Consider the following 16,308-nt stretch of genomic DNA (forward strand, 5'->3'; position numbering starts at 1 on the left):
GTGTGGCGCTAGCGGCATGAAGGGCGGGTCAAGCCCGCCATGACAGAACGTGCGCGGGGCGCTACATTATTCATAGCTGCTTGCGCCCGCCACATCAGGGATAGAGGCCATTTTTATTTAATTTTTTGGCCTTGAAGCCTGCAACAGATGCCAAAGCCGGGATGGCGACAGCGGCATCTGCAACTGGCTGGCCTGCGCCGCCAGACCGTTGCGCGCCAGCGCGTCGGCCACGGCATTCACCACCGTGGGCCCGGCGCCTATGGTGCCGAGTTCACCCACCCCTTTGACACCCAGCGGGTTGTTCAGGCAGAGGGTGGACTCGTCCATTTCGGTTTTAAACGGCGGTGCGTCGTCGGCGCGCGGCGCGGCGTAGTCCATCAGGCTGCCGGTCACGGGCTGGCCGGTTTCTCTGTCGTAGACCAGGTGTTCACACAAGGCCTGGCCTATGCCCTGCACGGCGCCGCCGTCAAGCTGGCCGCGCACAATCATCGGGTTGACGACACGGCCCACGTCGTTGACGGAGGCATACGCCACCACCGCCACGCGGCCGGTCTGCGGGTCAACTTCAACCTCGCTGATGTGGCAGCCGTTGGGCCAGGACGGCCCGGCGACGGCGGTGGTCGAGTCCATGAAAATACGCTGCTCCGGCTGGCGCGCCGCCAGCGCAAACAAGTCGATGGCCAGGTCGGTGCCCGCCACCTGGAAGCGGCCGTCGCTGTAACTGATGTCCTGCTCGGCCGCCTCGAATTCTTTGGCCGCCAACTGCCTGGCCTTGTCGATCGTACGTTCGGCGCCTATACGCACGGCCGAGCCGCCCGTGAACAAGGAGCGTGAACCGGCGCTGCCAAAACCATCACCGCGGTCGGTGTCGCCCAGCACGATGCGAACCTGGTCCATGGGCACACCAAACGTATCCCCCACCAGTTGCGCCAGCGAGGTCGCAATACCCTGCCCCATGGCGTTGACGGCCGAGAAAACTTCAATCACGCCGTTGGCCAGAACATCCACCGTCACACGTTCTTCGAGTGCATTGCCGCCTGTCCACTCCAGAAAGGTCGAAATCCCCAGGCCACGCAGCAAGCCGCGTTGTTTGGATGCCGCCGCACGCGCCGCAAAACCCGACCAATCGGCCAGCAGCAAGGCCTGGTCCATCACCGCTTCGAAACGCCCACTGTCATACACCTGGCCCATGGGATTTTTGTAAGGCATTTGCGCGGGCTGGATAAAGTTGCGGCGGCGCAGTTCAAGACGATCGATACCGGTCTGGCGCGCGGCTTCGTCCATCAGCCGCTCCATGGTGAAGATGGCTTCGGGCCGGCCCGCGCCGCGGTAGGCGCTGGTGGGGGCGGTGTTGGTCAACACGGTGCGGAAATGAAAATCAATGGTCTGGATGTCGTACACGCTGGTCTGCACCCAGGGACCAATCAGCACCTGGATCGCCACCCCCGCGCCGGTCGCATAGGCCCCCACATTGGCCAGCGAGGCCAGGCGTAAGGCGAGGATTTTCCCGTGTTCGTCCAGCGCCAGTTCAGCCTGGCTTTGCAGGTCGCGGCCATGGGTGCTGGAAACAAATTCTTCACTGCGCTCGGCCACCCATTTCACCGGGCGCTGCAGCGTGCGCGCGCAAAAAGCCACGGCCACGTCTTCCGGGTACACGCCGGTTTTCATGCCGAAACCGCCACCCACGTCGCCGACCACCACACGCACCGCTTCTTTGGCCAGGCCCAGCGCCTCACACACCGAGTTGCGCACACCCGAGGGCATCTGGGTACTCATGCGTATGGTCAGGCGCTGCGAGGTGTTGTCATACGCCGCCAGCACCGAACGCGGCTCCAGGCTCAACGCCGCCAGCCGCTGGTTGACGATGTCCAGCTTGACGATGTGACACGCCTTGGCAAAGGCGGCGGTCGTGGCGGCGGCATCGCCGTAACGGGTTTCAGCGGCGATGTTGTCCGGCGCTTCGGGACACAAGGCCGGGGCACCGGCCGTCAGCGCGTCATTCACGTCTACCACCATGGGCAACTCGTCATAGTCGACGCTGATGGCTTCGGCCGCATCGCGGGCTTGTTGCCCTGTTTCAGCCACCACGGCGGCCACAGCCTCGCCGACAAAACGCACACGTTCATGGGCCAGTACATGGCGCGGCGGCGATGCGCTGGGCGAACCATCGGCGCGTTTGAAACCGATGGAACCCGGAATCGGCAGCACGCCGGCAGCCACCAGCTCGGCGCCGGTGAGCACTTGCAACACACCCGGCATGGCGCGCGCCGCCGCGCTGTCCAGCGCCACGATACGTGCATGCGGATAAGGCGAACGCACAAAAAACAAATGGGTCTGCCCCGGCAGGTTCACGTCGTCGGTGAAACGGCCGGCGCCGGCCAGCAAGGCATCGTCTTCCAGACGGCGCACCGCTTGTCCGCTGCCAAAACGCGCGGCGGGGGTCTGGGAATCTGGGCTGGGAGTGGTCAAGAAATACCCCTTGGTGGCGACCTCGCCGGCAACCCATCGGGAGGCGCGGGCCGGGCAAGGACGAGAAACCACTATACGGGCAAGCCTGAATCGCTGCAGGGCGGCGCATTTGGCAGACAATCGGGCCATGCCCCTACCTTCTCCCCCTATACGCCGGCACAGCAACAAGGCCAACAACGAACTTTTGTTCAAAGGCGTCTTGTGCGCCCTGATCGGGCTGGCCGTGCTGATCTCCCCTTATTTCATCAAGTCCCCGGGCATGCAGGGCATTGTGGCCAGCGCCTCGCTGGTCGGCTGGTTTGCGCTGGTGCTGGGCGCCGCGTTCATCGGTATCTATCTGCGGCGCAAGATTGCCGGGAAAACCGGCCCTTCGGGTCCGCTGTAAGGCTTGCGGGCCTGAATCGCTACCAATTTAATAGCTTCTTGCGCCCGTCCTGCCTGGGCTAGAGGCTAATTTCGCCCCTGAAAAATGCCGTCACACGAGTTGCGGCACTTTTTTCTACTTGCAGGGTGCTTCGCCGTTGGCCGCCTTCAGGTAGGCGATCAGCTCACCCCGCTCCTTGGCATCGGGCACTCCGTCGTACGTCATGCGGGTGCCGGGCACTACCGCCATCGGTTTGGCCAAAAACCGGCTCAGCGTTTTTTCGTCCCATACCAGGCCCGACTTTTTCATCGCTGGCGAATACACAAAGCCCGGAACACTGCCGGCACGCCGGCCCAGCAGGCCGCAATGCCGGGGGCCGACGCGGTCGCTGGCCAGTGCGTGGCAAGCGGCGCAACGTGCATACAGCTGCTCACCACGCAGCACCTCGGGCGCGGCGGCCAGTGCCGAAGCCGTTGCGGCGGCACACAGCGCCAGCAGCGCCGCCAACCCGCCAGAACGGCGCGGCATCACGCCATGAAGGCCGAGGGCACCGGCACCTCGCCGATGGCCTGGCGCAGAACGGCCCAGTGCATGGCTTCGTCGCCCAGGATGCTGGCAGCGGCCTTGGACAGGTCACGGTTCTCAAACAGGGGCACGGCGCCCAGGTAGGCGCTGACCGCGCCCTGCTCCAGCTTGGCGGCAAATTTGAGCACGTCCAGCTCCGCTTTCAACTGATCCACCGGAAAGTCGTATTTGCTTTTGGCGATGACGGCCTTGCCGCCCAGCTTTTCCACTGTGCTTGAAAGCAAGGTCACGTGTTGCTTGTGGTGGCCCTGGAAGGTCAGCGCCAGGTCCAGCACGGGTTTGCTGAGGAGCTTGCTTTCGGCGCCCAGCTGGTAGGCGGCAATGGCTTCGAGTTCGGCCGCGATCGCGGTGTTGAGAATCTGGATGTCACCGGCTTTGGAGCCGCCGGCCTTGGCGGCCAGCACCTCCTGGCCGGCCAGCAGCGCCACCGCCGCCCCCGACAACACCAGGCCGCCCGTGCGGCCAAGAAACATACGCCTTGCGGCGACAGGGGTGGGCATCAACAAGAAGGACATGGCAATCTCCGGTTAAACATACACGTGGGGCGAGAGTGTCAGGAGCGGCCTGCGCCGCGCTCCCGAGCGATGTTTGCCAACACGCGTTCGACGATGGCGTCGCAACGCGGGCCGGCAAATGAAAATACATCACCGATGCCTAGGTCGATGTCGCGTGACAAACCTTCGCGCAGCAGGCCGCGGGCACGAAAGAAGCGGCTGCGCACCGTCGCTTCGGGGATGTTGAGCACCAACGCCACTTCTTCCACGCTGAGTTCTTCGACGCCGCGCAACATGAAAACGGTGCGAAAAGCATCGGGCAAGGTGTCGATGCGGGCTTCGATCTGCTGGCGCACCTGCGCCCGCATGGCCGCGCGTTCCGGCTGCTCGTCGGGGTTGGCTGGCATGCTCATCTCCGCGGTTTCTTCATCGGCATCCACCACCGCATGTAGCGGCATCACCAACGCACCACCACGCCGCAACCGCCCCAGCGCCTCGTTCACCACAATCCGTACCAGCCAGGTCGACAGCCGGGCGTCGGCCCGAAAGCCCGCCAGGGCACGCCAGGCGTGTAAATAGGCTTCCTGCAACACATCCTGTGTTTCATCGTCGTTTTTAAGGATGCTGCGTGCGGTGCGAAACAGCAGGCGGTTGTGGCGCCGCATGATTTGCGCAAATGCCAGCTCGTTGCCGGCAGCGGCCAGGGCCACCAGCTCGGTGTCCGTGCTGCTGTCCAGCGCTGGGGATGGGAGGGCGTGGAGGTTTTTCATGGTGTTCTGTCCATTAGATGGTGCAACACGTTCCGCCGTTCCGGCTTTTTTCAAGCCGACTTGTTTCGGCGACGCTGGCCACGCCCAGTCGCTCTTCTTTTCATAGCTGCTTGCGCCCATCCCGAAAGGGCTGAAGGGCAATTTGATTGAGATCACCAGGCACTGACGCACCCCAGGAGGCGTCGTCCTACACAGCTGTACCGCAATCCCCTGCGGCAGTGCCTGCGCCGCGGCGGGACACTGGTGACGTGAACCCACTAACTACTGTCGGCAGCCCCTGGCAAGAACCTGCTCCATTCCTAGAAACTGGGTGCCTGATGGCGTCAAAGGCCTACATCGTCGAAGACAACGCTTTGATCCGGGACAACCTGGTCGAGACTTTGACGGAACTCGCCGGCATCCAGACCATCGGTTATGCAACCACCGAAGCGGATGCCTGCGTCTGGCTGGCACAACATCCAGCGGACTGGCAGTTGCTGATCGTGGACCTGTTTCTGATGCAGGGCAGCGGGCTGGGTGTGCTGAAAAATTGCGGCCGTCACGCCGGCGGGCAACGGGTGATTGTCTTGTCCAACTACGCCACCGCCGACATCCGCTCGCGCTGCCTGGCGCTGGGCGCAGATGCGGTTTTTGACAAGTCCACGGAGTTGGACATTTTTCTGGAATATTGCGCCCAGGTGCATTAAGGCAAGCGGCAACGGCCCGGACGCATCCAGGACAAACGCCTACTCGGCTGGGGGCCGGGGGATTTTCTTGAACTTGATCAGGCGGTTGGTCTCGATCTTGTCCTTTTTCACCTGCCGCTCGGCATCCAGCTTTTTTCCGGCCGCCAGCCAGCCGGCAAACTCGTCCGGGGTTTCCAGCGTGATACGCCCCAAGGTCGAGCCACGAAACTCATAAATCACAATTTCAGCGGCCTTTTGCAAGTTGATACGGCCCTTGCCCAGCACGGCGCCGCGCTTGCGGCCGATTTCTTCCAGCAGTTGTTCGTCGGTGATGCCGGGCGTGACCGTCACCTTGTAACGCGCCTCCAGCAGGGCCGGGTAATCTTTGATCAGGTAGTCCAGCAACTCCAGCGCCACTTCTTCTTCGTTGAAGGCGTTGCGGCCAATCGCGCCGCTGGCGGCGAGGTTGTAGCCACTTTTGGCGACGATGATGCGCGGCCACAACATGCCCGGCGTGTCCCACAGATAAAAGCCGTCGGCCAGCACTATCCGCTGCTCGATCTTGGTGATGCCGGCCTCGTCGCCGGTCTTGGTCGCACGTTTGCCGGTCAAGGTGTTGATGAGGGTCGATTTGCCCACGTTGGGAATGCCGCAGATCAACACCCGCATGGGTTTGACCATGCTGCCGCGTGTGGGCGCCAGGGTGTGGCAGGCCTCAATCAGGCGCCGCGCGGGCGTGGTTTCACTCGCGTCCAGCGCAATCGCGCGGGTGGCGGGCAGGCTGTTGTAGTGGTCCAGCCAAAGCGGCGTGCGGGTCGGGTCGGCCAGATCCTGCTTGTTGAGCACCTTGAGCGCGGGTTTGCCGCTGGTGAGCTCGGCCAGCATGGGGTTGGCACTGGAGCCGGGCAGACGTGCGTCGAGCAGCTCGATCACCACATCAATTTCCTTGATGCGCTCGCTGATGGCTTTTTTGGTCAGGTGCATGTGACCGGGAAACCATTGGATGGCCATCGGGATGTTCTTTCTTGGTTGGGCGCCTGGATGGCGGCGGAAAAGCGGGAAAGCCGACGGGCGGTGTTTGTGCGCGCCTGCAAGTCAGCCCCCCGATTATCGACGCCCCGCCGAAAACCGGGAAAACGGCCGTGGGACAGTCCAGATAGACCCTGCGACGGCATTGGTTTGTTGTCAATGGGCGCGTCCATGCTGCGTCAAGGCATGGCGCATGCGGCCCCAGCGCCGCGCCCAGGAAGCGGCGCGGCACGCTGGGTGGTTTGGCGTGATGGTGAGATTTGCTATTGAATCAATAGCCACTTGCGCTCATGGGATATGGGCTAGAGGCCGATTTAGCTTATGAATCGGCCTCTGGTGTCCTCTGTGGGCTTCGCCAAGTGTCGTCTTCCGAATGCCCGCAGAATCGTTTTTCATACGCGCCAATACATGAGGCGCCGGTTTCGACTAGCGGGCCGATGCGCTGTTCAGCGCTGCAGCGGCGCGTATGAGTGTCTTGAAAGCCTCCTCATCCAGGTCATCACCCGCATGGAGATCGATGGCGCGCCTGGTGTTGCCCACCAGGCTGGCGTTGAACAGGCCTGCCGGGTCCTTGAGCGAAGCGCCCTTGGCGAAAGTCAGCTTCACGGCGCTCTTGTAGGCCTCGCCGGTGCAGATGATGCCATCGTGCGACCAGACCGGAACGCGCCACTTCCACGCCTCGACCACCTCAGGGTCCGCCTGTTGGATCAGCGCGCGGACACGGGAGAGCGTCTGGCCCCGCCAGCCCGCCAGTTCCTGGATCCTCGCGTCGATCAGCCGAGAAGGAGATTCGCCCTGGGGCGTTGCGCTCTTTTTCATGTCTGTCCTCGAAAGTCAGCTTCTGGCCGTATTCTGCCGGACCCTCATCCAAGACCTCGATTCGGCCGCCATGTCGCGACATCAGCGGCGTGGTGTAGCCTGTCGTCATGGATTCCCTGATCGCAGCCTCCGCACGTGCGCTCGCCGCCGGCGATGCACTCGGCGCCCTCAAACGGGTCGCCTTGCGCGACGACCCGCCGGCGCTGGCCCTGCGCGGCATCGCCATGGCCCAGCTCGGCGAGCACCCGCGCGCCCGCGAGCTCCTTCGGCGCGCCGCCCGGGGCTTCGGCGCCCACGAGGCACTGGCACGCGCTCGCTGCGTCGTCGCCGAAGCCGAGGTGGCGCTGGCCATGCGCGATCTCGGCGGCTCGCCGCGTGCGCTGGCGGCGGCCTCGGCCACGCTCGACGCGCACGCCGATCGCGCCAACGCGCTGCAGGCACGGCTGATCGCGGTGCGTAAGCTCTTGCTGCTCGGCCGCCTCGACGAGGCCACGGCCGCGCTCGCGCGACTCGATGCGCGCGGCCTGCCGCCGTCGCTGGCAGCAGTAGCCGAGTTGACCGCGGCTGAGCTGGCGTTGCGCTCGCTGCGCACCGGTCCGGCACAGGCGGCGCTCCTCCGCGCGCAAGAAGCGGCCGAGCGCGCAGGCGTGCCGGCGCTGCTGGCCGAGGTGACGCAGGCACGCGCCACGCTCGATCGCCCCGCCGCCCGGCGGCTGTTGCCCGGCGGCGGCGAGCAGGCGCTGCGCCTGCCCGAGGTCGAAGCGCTGCTGGCTTCGGGTGCCCTGGTGCTCGACGCCTGCCGCCGGGGCCTGAGCGCAGCGCCGGGCCGCGCCCAAGCAAACTCGCACGGTAGTGCGCAGCACGGAGGTGCTCAGACAAACGCCGGCGCCGCGTGGCAGCCGCTGGCGCGCCGGCCGGTGTTGTTTGCCCTGGCCCTCGCGCTCACGCAGGCGTGGCCGGGCGATGTCGATCGGGAAGCCCTGATCCTGTCCGCCTTCCGCACCCGCCACCCCGACGAGACGCATCGGGCACGCCTGCGGGTGGAAATCGGCCGCCTGCGCGCGCTGGTCAAGACGCTGGCGCAGATCGAGGCCACCGAGCGAGGTTTCGTCCTCAGGCCACTCGGCGCGCAAGAGCTTGTGGTGCTGGCGCCGCCCATTGACGGCGATCAGGCATCGCTGGTGGCGCTGCTCTCCGACGGGGCGGCCTGGTCAACGTCGGCCTTGGCACTGGCCCTGGGGACCAGCCAGCGCACCGTGCAGCGCGCGCTCGCCGAGCTCGAGGCAGAGGGGCGTGTACGCGCCATCGGGCAGGCGCGGGCACGCCGCTGGCTGTCGCCACCGCTGGCGGAATTCACGACGATCTTGTTACTCCCCGCTGCGCTGCCGATTGAGTAGAGTTGTCTTACGGCGCCAATCCGCGGCGCACCACCAAGGAGGTATGACATGTTGCACCAAGGAAGCTGCCACTGCGGCCGAGTGAAGTTTGAAGTCGAGGGCGACATCACCTCGGCCCTGTCTTGCAATTGCTCCATCTGCCTGCGCAAGGGTTCGCTGCTGTGGTTTGTGCCGCGCGGCGCCATGCGCTTGCTCACGCCCGAAGAAGACACCAGCACCTACCTGTTCAGCAAGCACCTGATCAAGCACCGCTTCTGTCCCAACTGCGGCCTCCACCCTTACGGCGAAGCCACGGCCCCGTCGGGCGAGGCGATGGCGGCCATCAACATTCGTTGTATCGAGGGCATCGACTTGCAGGCCATCGCCGTCACGCACTTCGACGGCCGGTCGATTTAAGGAGCCCGCGATGACCCGCAAGACCAGCAAAGACAAACCCCAGGCCACGGTGCGTGCGGCCGAGATCGTGCGCGAGTACGGCCCCTTCGCCGGTGCCGACAGCGTCGCCGGCGTGACCCACGACGGCCAGCACGTCTGGGCCGCCACCGGCGCCGCGCTGGTGGCCTTCGACCCCGCCACCGGCGAACCAACACGCACGCTCGATGTCGCCTGCGACGCAGGCACCGCCTTCGACGGCACGCACCTCTATCAGATCGCCGAGTCGCGCATCGACAAGATCGACCCGGCCACGGGCCAGGTGCTGGCGTCCATCCCGACGCCCGGCCACGGGCACGACTCGGGCCTCACTTGGGCCGAGGGCAGCCTGTGGGTGGGGCAATACCGCGATCGCAAGATCCACCAGATTGATCCCGAGACCGGCGCGGTCAGGCGCACCATCGAGTCCAACCGTTTCGTCACCGGCGTGACCTGGGTGGACGGCGAGTTGTGGCACGCCACCTGGGAAGCAGACGAGAGCGACATCCGCCGGATCGACCCGCAAAGCGGCGCCGTGCTCGAGCGGCTGGAGATGCCGCGCGGCATCGGCGTCAGCGGGCTCGAATCCGACGGTGCGGACCTTTTCTATTGCGGTGGCGGAGCGAGCGGAAAGGTCCGCGCCGTGCGCCGTCCGAAAGCGGTCCGGTCCTGACCACACATGTCATATCTCGCAAGGAGAAAATCATGAACACCGCCATGACCGAAGCCAACACCCAGAGCCATCCCATCGTGTCCAGCGACCGCTGGCTCGCCGAACGCAAGGCGCTGCTGGCGCGCGAAAAGGAGTTGATGCATCTGCACGACCAGATCGCCCGCGAACGCCGTGCGCTGCCGTGGGAGCGCGTCGGAAAAAACTACGTCTTCGACACACCCGACGGCAAACGCACGCTGGCCGATCTTTTCGAAGGCCGTAGCCAGTTGCTGGTGCAGCACTTCATGTTCGGCCCGGGGTGGGAGCAAGGTTGCCCGAGCTGCTCCTTCATGGCGGACCACACCGACGGCATGAACGTGCACCTGGCGCAGCGCGACATCACGTTCGTGGCCATCTCGCGCGCGCCGCTGGCCGACATCGCGCGCTTTCGCCAGCGCATGGGCTGGCAATTCAAGTGGGTGTCCTCGAACGGCAGCGACTTCAACCACGACTTTCACGTCAGCTTCACGCCGGAGCAACAAGCCAAAGGCGAGGTTTACTACAACTACGGCACGATGGCCTTCGCGCCAGAGGAAATGCCCGGCATCAGCGTGTTCTGCAAGGACGATGCCGGCGAGGTCTTCCACACCTACTCGACCTTCGGGCGCGGCGTGGAGGTGATGATGGGCACGTACAAGATGCTGGACCTCACGCCCAAGGGCCGCGCCGAGCGCGACGTGCCCAACAAGATGGAGTGGGTACGCCACCACGACCGCTACGCGCCGGCACCAGCCGCGAAGACGGTTCCGGCGGCGGGTTCGTGCTGCGAAGCACACAGTTGAGGCACGCCTGAAACGCGAGCGGCCTGAACGCGCGAACCCATCATGGCAAGCCTTTGGCCCTGGCTGGCGGTCGCAGGGATAGGCGCCCTTCACGGGCTGAACCCCGCCACCGGCTGGATGTTGGCCGCCGCCTGGGGCGTGCATGCGCGCGATCGGTCGCAGGCACTGCGGGCCCTGGTGCCGATAGCCGTTGGTCACGCCGCGTCGGTCGCGCTGGTGGCCACCGCGGTGGTATTTGGCCTGACGATGAATCGCCTCCTGCTGCAGGCCCTGGCGGGCGGGCTGCTCGCCGTCGTCGCGATGGTTCACCTGTGGGGCCGCTCAGCCACGCGGGCGCGAGTGCCAGCCGGGCATACCGGGCTGGTACTCTGGTCCTTCATGATGTCCACTGCGCACGGTGCGGGCTTGATGCTGGTGCCGGCGCTGATTCCACTTTGCATGGGCGACGTACCGACCCGCGAAATCAGCACATCCGGCTCATTGACGCTGGCGCTCTCAGCCGTCGGTGTTCACACTGCGGCAATGCTGGCGGTTACCGGCGTGGTCGCCACTGGGGTTTGCCAAGGCTTCGACGCTGGCGCCGGCATGCTTCAAAGCCTCAGGAAAAAGCCGCCTCCAGCGCCGGACGAAAATCAATAGACGGTCCGAGCCAGTGGGACAGCTTCAGGCCGCAGCCAGCGTACCGGCAGACAGTCCCAGCCGGTCGGCGGACACATACTGCTCGCGATAGATCTCGAAGGGCATGGTGTCGGCCGCTTCGATGTCTTTTTGCGCCTGCACCGACTGCTGCGTCAGCGCAGCAAAATGCGCCTGCTGCTCGGCCGAAAAAGGCAGCGCTAGCAGCTGGCTCCGGGTCTGCAAAGACTGCGCGCGCACGAAGCGGTTGAAGGAGTTGTCAAAGTCCTGGGCCATGGCCGCCAGCACGCGGGCGGAAGGTGTGGTGTCGGGCCGAGCCAGTCGGTCCGTGGCGCTTTGCAGCGCGTCGCGGTAGTCGCTACCGCCCTGCGCCGCATCCAGTGCGTCGGCAATCGGCTGGCATTGCGCGAGCACCTCGGCGCCCCAGCCCGTCAGCAGCACTTCTTTTCCAGCGCGCTTGAGCGTGAGCCCGGGCTCGCGCCCGCGTGCCGCCGTGTGGTGCTGGTTGTACTTGAGTTCGGCAATTTCTTCGGGCGTGTCGGGCGGGCTGTCGGCCAACAGGCAATGCAGCAAAAACACATCGAGAAAACGCATGGTCTGCGCGTTGATGCCCACGGTCTCGAAGGGGTCCAGGTCCATCAAACGGACCTCGACATATTCGACACCGCGTTCACGCAAGGCATGCAGCGGACGCTCGCCAGGGAAAATCACGCGTTTGGGGCGGATGGTGCCGTAGAACTCGTTTTCAATCTGCAGCAAGGTTGTGGCGAGCTGGTTGTAGTCACCGCCCGGATTCCGGATGCCGACCGCCTCATAAGCTGGATAAGGCCGCGTCAACGCGTCCTGCAAGGAAGCGCCGTAACCTTCCAGGCTGTTGTAGCTGACGGCCAGCGAGGCCTGGGCATCACTTTGGTAACCCAGCCGACCCATACGCAGCGAGGTGCCGTGCGGCATGTACATGGTGCCGCCGTTGAGGGGCTGCAGCTCATGCTGGCGGCCCGCCACAAAACTCGAACAGACGGCCGGCGAGGCGCCAAACAGATACAGCAGCAAAAACGCCTGGCGGCGGAAGTTGCGGATCAGCGCAAAGTACTGCTCATTGGTCACCCCGGGTAGCGACCAGTTGTAGTGGATGCCCGAAATCGTCTGCATGCGCCGGCCATAACGGTGGCTCAGCCCCATGCGGTAAACACTTTTGGCGCGCCCGACATTGGACGAACCAAAACGCGCGATCGGAATGGTTTCATCTGTCGGCAAATCGCAAGGCATGCTGGACACCCACAACATCTCGTCACCCAGCGCCTGCATGCTGCGGTAGGTGAACTGGTGGATGTGTGTGAGTTCTTCCAGCGTGCTGGTCACTTCCTTGTGGGCGCCGGTGACCAGTTCGATCTGTGACTCGCTGAAATCGGTGGTGATGCTGGGATGGGTCAGGGCCGAGCCCAGCGCCGCCGGGTGCGGTGTCAGCGCCAGACCGCCGCCGGGCTGGGCGCGCAGGCTTTCTTTCTCAATGCCGCGGCGCATGCCTTTCAGCCTGGCAGGGCCGAGCGCCTGGAGGCGGTCACCCAAAAGCGCGTCCTGGCGCGCGTGCAAGCTGCTCATCATCGGTTGTCCCTCTTCTTTATCTTTCGTGGCGTGCAAGGTATCACAGGCCGGTCTTGCTTGCAGGCGGCGGCATCGCCCCAGCGCCGGGTAAGGGCCGGCTGCATCATGCACATTTTTTGGGCGGCGCCGATTTGCTATATTTTTTATAGCTTCCTGCGACCGCCTTTCCTGGGCTGGGGCCCTATTTGCCTCTATAAACAAGGCTTGAAAACGGATCAAGCCTCGTTTTCAGACCCGGAAACGGCGTGAAAGACCCTACGCCAGCACGCGCAGCAGCCAGGCGTTTATATCGGCGACCTCTTCCTGGCACAAGGAATGCTCCATGGCGTACTCGTGCCACTCTACCGGGTAAGCCAGCGCAGTCAGTGCGTCGCGGGTGGCGGTGGCGGCGACCAGCGGCACCACGCCGTCGTGGCGGCCATGGGCCAGAAAGATGGGCAGGCCGTGGCTGGCCGGGCTGCGCTCGGCCGCCAGCTTGTCGGCCAGGGGCAAATAACCGGACAAGCCCATGATGCCGGCCAGTCGCTCGGGGTAACGCAAGCCCGTCATCAGCGACATGGCGCAGCCCTGAGAAAAACCGGCAATCACAATCCGGCTGGCCGGAATGCCGCGTTCGATCTCGCGCGCGATCAGGGTGTTGATGGCGGCCTGGGTCTGGCGCAGGCCGGTTTCGTCCTGGCGCTGGGTCAGGTCGGCGCCCAGGATGTCGTACCAGGCGGGCATCTGGTAGCCGCCGTTGATGGTGACGGGCATCACGGGCGCATTGGGAAACACAAAACGAGCCGGCCCGATGGCCGACAGGTCCAGTTCCTGGGCCAGGGGCACAAAGTCCCGGCCGTCGGCGCCCAGGCCATGCATCAGCAAGACCGTGGCGCTCGGGTTGGCAGCGGTTTCAACTTCAATGACTTCGAGGGACATGGTGTGGGCAAAAAAAAGTGATGACTAGCGCCGAATTGTGCCTGCGGCCGCCCCTCTTCTTAGCCAGGCCGGTTTTTGTTAGCATTTCGCGGTCAGTATTTTCTGACGCGTTCTGGAGACTCTCATGAAACTCATCATTGCAGCTCTGGCGATGGCGATGTCGTCCCTGGCCCTGGCGCACAACTGTCCTAACGAGATGAAAGCCATTGACGCCAAGCTGGCCAGCAGTCCCAAACTGTCGGCCGCCGACATGAGCCAGGTCAAGGCCTTGCGCGCCGAGGGCGAGAAGTTTCACAAGGAAGGCAAACACGACGATTCCATGAAAGCCCTGGGCAGCGCCAAAAAGCTGCTGGGCATCTGACGCTGTGACAGTCGGCTCGCCCGTGCCTGTTCCGCCCTCTGACCGGGACTCGGCCCTGGCGATGTTTGCGCGCTTGCACGAGCGCGCCGGCGCCCAGGGGCTGCGGCTGCGTGCGCCGCCGCCCGAGCCCACCGGCTGTTGCGGCCGGGGCTGCAACGGCTGTGTCTGGGAAGGCTATTACGCCGCTGTGGCTTACTGGCAGCAGCAGGCCCTGGACAAGCTGCGCGACCCCGCTGCAGCTTGACTTGGCCGCACACTTGGACGACCATCCTTCCCATAACAGCAACCATGCTGGCGGACGCTTACGGGTCGCTGGTGTGCCACAAGGCAAGGGATGTATCCAACCATGAGACAAGCGATTCGCCGACTGTTCGGCCTGAAAAACGAGGGTGGCACGGACACACGGTCTCACGCCGCGCATCAAGCCGGCCGGGGGTCGCCTGCCGGCCACCGGGACAGCCAGCACACCATTGAAGAACACTCCGACAACGGCACGCGGCGCCAGCTGGTGCAGATGTTGTTGCGCGACGGCCTGCGCCAGCATGGCATTCCGCCGGGCTGGGTGGAATACCGGATGCTGCTGGTTAACAGCCGCAGCCGCGGCTCGGGCATGTACCTGAACCTGATCATGCGCCGCTGGGACCAGCGCCTGCTGACTTATGCCCACGCCTTCCAGGAGCAGCTCAAGTCCGCCATCACCCAGTTCGAGCCGAATGCCGCAACCTGGCTGCACGGCATCTCCTGGGAGCTGGAGGTCGGCAGCACCTGCCCGGCCCCCTACCACGACATGCCGGACCCGGCGCTGTGGCTGGAAGCGGACGTGCCGACGATCGCCTCCGCGCCTGTGCCAGCCCCGGTGGTGGTGGCCGCTGTTGCGCCCGTGGTCGCCGTTGCAGCGGTGGCAGCCGGCAACGATAGCGACGCCGAGGTCTTGCTGGACCTGCAGCGCATGTTTGCCATCCGTGATGCCGACATCGAGCAGCAAACCGCCGCCGGCATCCCGCCCGTCGATTTTCAGGATACCGAACCGGCCCGGCCCATGTTCCAGGACACCGAGCCCTTCCGGCGTCCGTAAACAATGGTCTGAGCCCCAACCACAACATCCGATAACCCTCAAGGTGCGTACCGTCCTTAACCATCCCGTCAGCCCCGGAGCCCCTGATGACAAGCCGCCCACCGACCCTGTTTGCCCGCCTGGCCAGGCTGCTGGTCCTGGCCGCCTGGGTGTGGGCAGGGCTGGTGTCGGCAAACGCGGCGTCCCTGACGGCGGCTGAAGAACAAGGGGTGCGGGAGACGGTGCAGGGGCAGTTGGCGGCCTTTGCCGCGGACGACGCCAACAAGGCGTTTTCTTATGCCACCCCCCATGTGCGCGAAACCATGGGCAACGCGGCCAGCTTCCTGGCCCTGGTGCGCAAGGCCTACCCCATGGTGTACCGCCCGGCCTCGGTGGCTTTTCTCAAGCCCGAAAGCCGGGACGGCCAGGTGATCCAGCGCGTGCAAGTGCTGGACGCCGGCGGCGCCTCGTGGCTGGCGATTTACGGCCTGGAGCGGCACGGCAATGCGTGGCGTATCAGCGGCTGCGTGGTGGTCGAAGACAAACGGCGTATGGCCTGAATCGGTCGCTCTTTTTTTGATAGCTGCTTGCGCCCGTCCCTCAAGGGCTGACGCCTGTTTTGATGCTCAAACCCCGAGAATCACCCGCCGTCGGCCGGCCGCAGGGCCCACTGCTCATGCGACAAACGGTACAGGCAATGTTCACGCAAGGGATGGCCGACAGGCACCTTCGGATGTTCAAACGTCGCCGCTGAACGCAACATGCCCAGGCGCTCCATCACCGCCTGGGAACGCCGATTGCTGAGCGCCGTGAAAGACACAATCTCGGGGAGTTCCAGCGTGTCGAAAGCAAACGCCAGCGCCGCCGTCTCAGCCTCCGTCGCCAACCCTTGTCCCCAGGCGTTGGCGACCAGCCGCCAGCCGATTTCGACACAGGGGGAAAACGGCAGTTCCGTCGTCGGCACGTTCACACCGACAAAACCGATGAACTGCCCGGATGCCTTGATTTCAGCCGCCCAAAAACCCCAGCCCCGCTCGGCGATCAACGTGCTGCAAGCGTCCACCATGGCGTCGCTGGCTGACCGGCTCAGCAGCGCCGGAAAAAACTCCATGACCCGAGGGTCGGCGTTCAGTGCCGCGAACGGCGCCCGGTCTTCGGCACGCCATTGGCGCAACCGCAGGCGTGGGGTGTCTATGGTCTGGGGTGATGTCATGTCGCGGATTCAGGGTCTGAGCTT

Annotated in this window: 20 protein-coding genes; 11 read left to right on the plus strand and 9 right to left on the minus strand. The window is 64.7% G+C overall.

Annotated elements, in window-relative coordinates:
• Nucleotides 1–117: 117 nt before the first annotated feature.
• Nucleotides 118–2,469 carry a xanthine dehydrogenase family protein molybdopterin-binding subunit gene (locus R6254_RS12920; protein ID WP_318407341.1) on the minus strand — a complete coding sequence of 784 codons (2,352 nt, stop codon included), beginning with the start codon at nt 2,467–2,469 and terminating at the stop codon, nt 118–120.
• 127 nt (nt 2,470–2,596) lie between these two features.
• Here R6254_RS12920 and R6254_RS12925 point away from each other — a divergent pair, with 127 nt between their 5' ends.
• Entirely contained in the window at nt 2,597–2,854 is a 258-nt protein-coding gene (locus tag R6254_RS12925; protein ID WP_318407342.1) for a hypothetical protein, read from the plus strand.
• 114 nt (nt 2,855–2,968) lie between these two features.
• On the opposite strand, the gene R6254_RS12930 is transcribed toward R6254_RS12925, so the two are convergent.
• From R6254_RS12930 to R6254_RS12940, 3 genes are read right to left on the minus strand one after another with little or no spacing between them, the layout of a single operon-like run.
• On the minus strand, nt 2,969–3,361 hold the full coding sequence (locus tag R6254_RS12930) for a c-type cytochrome (protein ID WP_318407343.1): 393 nt from the start codon (nt 3,359–3,361) through the stop codon (nt 2,969–2,971).
• Nucleotides 3,361–3,933 (minus strand): ferritin-like domain-containing protein, encoded by a 573-nt coding sequence (locus tag R6254_RS12935; RefSeq protein WP_318407345.1) that lies wholly within the window; start codon nt 3,931–3,933, stop codon nt 3,361–3,363. The genes R6254_RS12930 and R6254_RS12935 overlap by 1 nt, the downstream gene beginning before the upstream one ends.
• A gap of 38 nt (nt 3,934–3,971) precedes the next feature.
• Complete coding sequence (locus tag R6254_RS12940) at nt 3,972–4,682, minus strand: RNA polymerase sigma factor (protein WP_318407347.1); 711 nt, start codon at nt 4,680–4,682, stop codon at nt 3,972–3,974.
• Nucleotides 4,683–4,999: 317 nt separating this feature from the next.
• Between R6254_RS12940 and R6254_RS12945 the strand changes: the two genes are divergently transcribed.
• Nucleotides 5,000–5,368, plus strand: a complete 369-nt coding sequence (locus R6254_RS12945; protein WP_318407349.1) for a response regulator — start codon at nt 5,000–5,002, stop codon at nt 5,366–5,368.
• A 39-nt stretch (nt 5,369–5,407) separates the two neighbouring features.
• Here R6254_RS12945 and ylqF read toward each other — a convergent pair whose 3' ends face one another.
• Both ylqF and R6254_RS12955 read right to left on the minus strand, forming a co-directional pair.
• Nucleotides 5,408–6,358 carry a ribosome biogenesis GTPase YlqF gene (gene ylqF, locus R6254_RS12950; protein ID WP_318407350.1) on the minus strand — a complete coding sequence of 317 codons (951 nt, stop codon included), beginning with the start codon at nt 6,356–6,358 and terminating at the stop codon, nt 5,408–5,410.
• Between the two features lie 444 nt (nt 6,359–6,802).
• Nucleotides 6,803–7,195 (minus strand): DUF1801 domain-containing protein, encoded by a 393-nt coding sequence (locus R6254_RS12955; RefSeq protein ID WP_318407352.1) that lies wholly within the window; start codon nt 7,193–7,195, stop codon nt 6,803–6,805.
• 107 nt (nt 7,196–7,302) lie between these two features.
• On the opposite strand from R6254_RS12955, the gene R6254_RS12960 reads away from it, so the two are divergent.
• Genes R6254_RS12960 through R6254_RS12980 form a run of 5 tightly spaced genes read left to right on the plus strand, consistent with a single transcriptional unit; the run spans nt 7,303 to nt 11,136 of the window.
• Nucleotides 7,303–8,592 (plus strand): helix-turn-helix domain-containing protein, encoded by a 1,290-nt coding sequence (locus R6254_RS12960; protein WP_318407354.1) that lies wholly within the window; start codon nt 7,303–7,305, stop codon nt 8,590–8,592.
• Nucleotides 8,593–8,640: 48 nt separating this feature from the next.
• Nucleotides 8,641–8,988, plus strand: coding sequence for a GFA family protein (locus tag R6254_RS12965; protein ID WP_318407356.1), 348 nt, complete (start codon nt 8,641–8,643; stop codon nt 8,986–8,988).
• 10 nt (nt 8,989–8,998) lie between these two features.
• A complete protein-coding gene (locus R6254_RS12970) occupies nt 8,999–9,676 on the plus strand; it encodes a Vgb family protein (RefSeq protein WP_318407358.1) in 678 nt (225 codons plus the stop codon).
• Nucleotides 9,677–9,708: 32 nt separating this feature from the next.
• Nucleotides 9,709–10,497 (plus strand): DUF899 domain-containing protein, encoded by a 789-nt coding sequence (locus tag R6254_RS12975; protein WP_318407360.1) that lies wholly within the window; start codon nt 9,709–9,711, stop codon nt 10,495–10,497.
• A gap of 42 nt (nt 10,498–10,539) precedes the next feature.
• Nucleotides 10,540–11,136: a hypothetical protein gene (locus R6254_RS12980; RefSeq protein WP_318407361.1), complete on the plus strand. Its 597-nt coding sequence runs from the start codon at nt 10,540–10,542 to the stop codon at nt 11,134–11,136.
• 24 nt (nt 11,137–11,160) lie between these two features.
• Here R6254_RS12980 and gshA read toward each other — a convergent pair whose 3' ends face one another.
• Together gshA and R6254_RS12990 are read right to left on the minus strand one after the other, a co-directional pair.
• A complete protein-coding gene (gene gshA / locus R6254_RS12985) occupies nt 11,161–12,735 on the minus strand; it encodes a glutamate--cysteine ligase (protein WP_318407526.1) in 1,575 nt (524 codons plus the stop codon).
• A gap of 258 nt (nt 12,736–12,993) precedes the next feature.
• Nucleotides 12,994–13,656: an alpha/beta hydrolase gene (locus tag R6254_RS12990; RefSeq protein ID WP_318407362.1), complete on the minus strand. Its 663-nt coding sequence runs from the start codon at nt 13,654–13,656 to the stop codon at nt 12,994–12,996.
• Nucleotides 13,657–13,780: 124 nt separating this feature from the next.
• On the opposite strand from R6254_RS12990, the gene R6254_RS12995 reads away from it, so the two are divergent.
• The 4 genes from R6254_RS12995 to R6254_RS13010 all read left to right on the plus strand — a co-directional run bounded on the left by R6254_RS12995 (nt 13,781) and on the right by R6254_RS13010 (nt 15,631).
• Nucleotides 13,781–14,017 (plus strand): hypothetical protein, encoded by a 237-nt coding sequence (locus tag R6254_RS12995; protein WP_318407364.1) that lies wholly within the window; start codon nt 13,781–13,783, stop codon nt 14,015–14,017.
• A gap of 22 nt (nt 14,018–14,039) precedes the next feature.
• The gene (locus tag R6254_RS13000; RefSeq protein ID WP_412103163.1) at nt 14,040–14,261 is read left to right on the plus strand and encodes an oxidoreductase-like domain-containing protein; all 222 of its coding nucleotides are present in this window, start codon (nt 14,040–14,042) and stop codon (nt 14,259–14,261) included.
• A gap of 102 nt (nt 14,262–14,363) precedes the next feature.
• Nucleotides 14,364–15,092: a hypothetical protein gene (locus R6254_RS13005; RefSeq protein WP_318407366.1), complete on the plus strand. Its 729-nt coding sequence runs from the start codon at nt 14,364–14,366 to the stop codon at nt 15,090–15,092.
• 86 nt (nt 15,093–15,178) lie between these two features.
• Nucleotides 15,179–15,631, plus strand: a complete 453-nt coding sequence (locus tag R6254_RS13010) for a DUF4864 domain-containing protein (protein WP_318407368.1) — start codon at nt 15,179–15,181, stop codon at nt 15,629–15,631.
• 80 nt (nt 15,632–15,711) lie between these two features.
• Here the strand turns inward: R6254_RS13010 and R6254_RS13015 are convergent, their stop codons facing one another.
• On the minus strand, nt 15,712–16,284 hold the full coding sequence (locus R6254_RS13015) for a GNAT family N-acetyltransferase (protein ID WP_318407369.1): 573 nt from the start codon (nt 16,282–16,284) through the stop codon (nt 15,712–15,714).
• Nucleotides 16,285–16,308: the final 24 nt, after the last annotated feature.

Origin of the sequence: Polaromonas potterensis (assembly GCF_033446725.1) — a bacterium.
Taxonomy (GTDB): Bacteria; Pseudomonadota; Gammaproteobacteria; order Burkholderiales; family Burkholderiaceae_C; genus Polaromonas.

What these genes read in the sequence shown, in the direction of transcription:
- R6254_RS12925 (WP_318407342.1), top strand. Translation starts at nt 2,597, where the DNA reads ATGCCCCTACCTTCTCCCCCTATACGCCGGCACAGCAACAAGGCCAAC.
- R6254_RS12930 (WP_318407343.1), bottom strand. Translation starts at nt 3,361, where the DNA reads ATGCCGCGCCGTTCTGGCGGGTTGGCGGCGCTGCTGGCGCTGTGTGCC.
- R6254_RS12935 (WP_318407345.1), bottom strand. Translation starts at nt 3,933, where the DNA reads ATGTCCTTCTTGTTGATGCCCACCCCTGTCGCCGCAAGGCGTATGTTT.
- R6254_RS12940 (WP_318407347.1), bottom strand. Translation starts at nt 4,682, where the DNA reads ATGAAAAACCTCCACGCCCTCCCATCCCCAGCGCTGGACAGCAGCACG.
- R6254_RS12945 (WP_318407349.1), top strand. Translation starts at nt 5,000, where the DNA reads ATGGCGTCAAAGGCCTACATCGTCGAAGACAACGCTTTGATCCGGGAC.
- ylqF (WP_318407350.1), bottom strand. Translation starts at nt 6,358, where the DNA reads ATGGCCATCCAATGGTTTCCCGGTCACATGCACCTGACCAAAAAAGCC.
- R6254_RS12955 (WP_318407352.1), bottom strand. Translation starts at nt 7,195, where the DNA reads ATGAAAAAGAGCGCAACGCCCCAGGGCGAATCTCCTTCTCGGCTGATC.
- R6254_RS12960 (WP_318407354.1), top strand. Translation starts at nt 7,303, where the DNA reads ATGGATTCCCTGATCGCAGCCTCCGCACGTGCGCTCGCCGCCGGCGAT.
- R6254_RS12965 (WP_318407356.1), top strand. Translation starts at nt 8,641, where the DNA reads ATGTTGCACCAAGGAAGCTGCCACTGCGGCCGAGTGAAGTTTGAAGTC.
- R6254_RS12970 (WP_318407358.1), top strand. Translation starts at nt 8,999, where the DNA reads ATGACCCGCAAGACCAGCAAAGACAAACCCCAGGCCACGGTGCGTGCG.
- R6254_RS12975 (WP_318407360.1), top strand. Translation starts at nt 9,709, where the DNA reads ATGAACACCGCCATGACCGAAGCCAACACCCAGAGCCATCCCATCGTG.
- R6254_RS12980 (WP_318407361.1), top strand. Translation starts at nt 10,540, where the DNA reads ATGGCAAGCCTTTGGCCCTGGCTGGCGGTCGCAGGGATAGGCGCCCTT.
- gshA (WP_318407526.1), bottom strand. Translation starts at nt 12,735, where the DNA reads ATGAGCAGCTTGCACGCGCGCCAGGACGCGCTTTTGGGTGACCGCCTC.
- R6254_RS12990 (WP_318407362.1), bottom strand. Translation starts at nt 13,656, where the DNA reads ATGTCCCTCGAAGTCATTGAAGTTGAAACCGCTGCCAACCCGAGCGCC.
- R6254_RS12995 (WP_318407364.1), top strand. Translation starts at nt 13,781, where the DNA reads ATGAAACTCATCATTGCAGCTCTGGCGATGGCGATGTCGTCCCTGGCC.
- R6254_RS13005 (WP_318407366.1), top strand. Translation starts at nt 14,364, where the DNA reads ATGAGACAAGCGATTCGCCGACTGTTCGGCCTGAAAAACGAGGGTGGC.
- R6254_RS13010 (WP_318407368.1), top strand. Translation starts at nt 15,179, where the DNA reads ATGACAAGCCGCCCACCGACCCTGTTTGCCCGCCTGGCCAGGCTGCTG.
- R6254_RS13015 (WP_318407369.1), bottom strand. Translation starts at nt 16,284, where the DNA reads ATGACATCACCCCAGACCATAGACACCCCACGCCTGCGGTTGCGCCAA.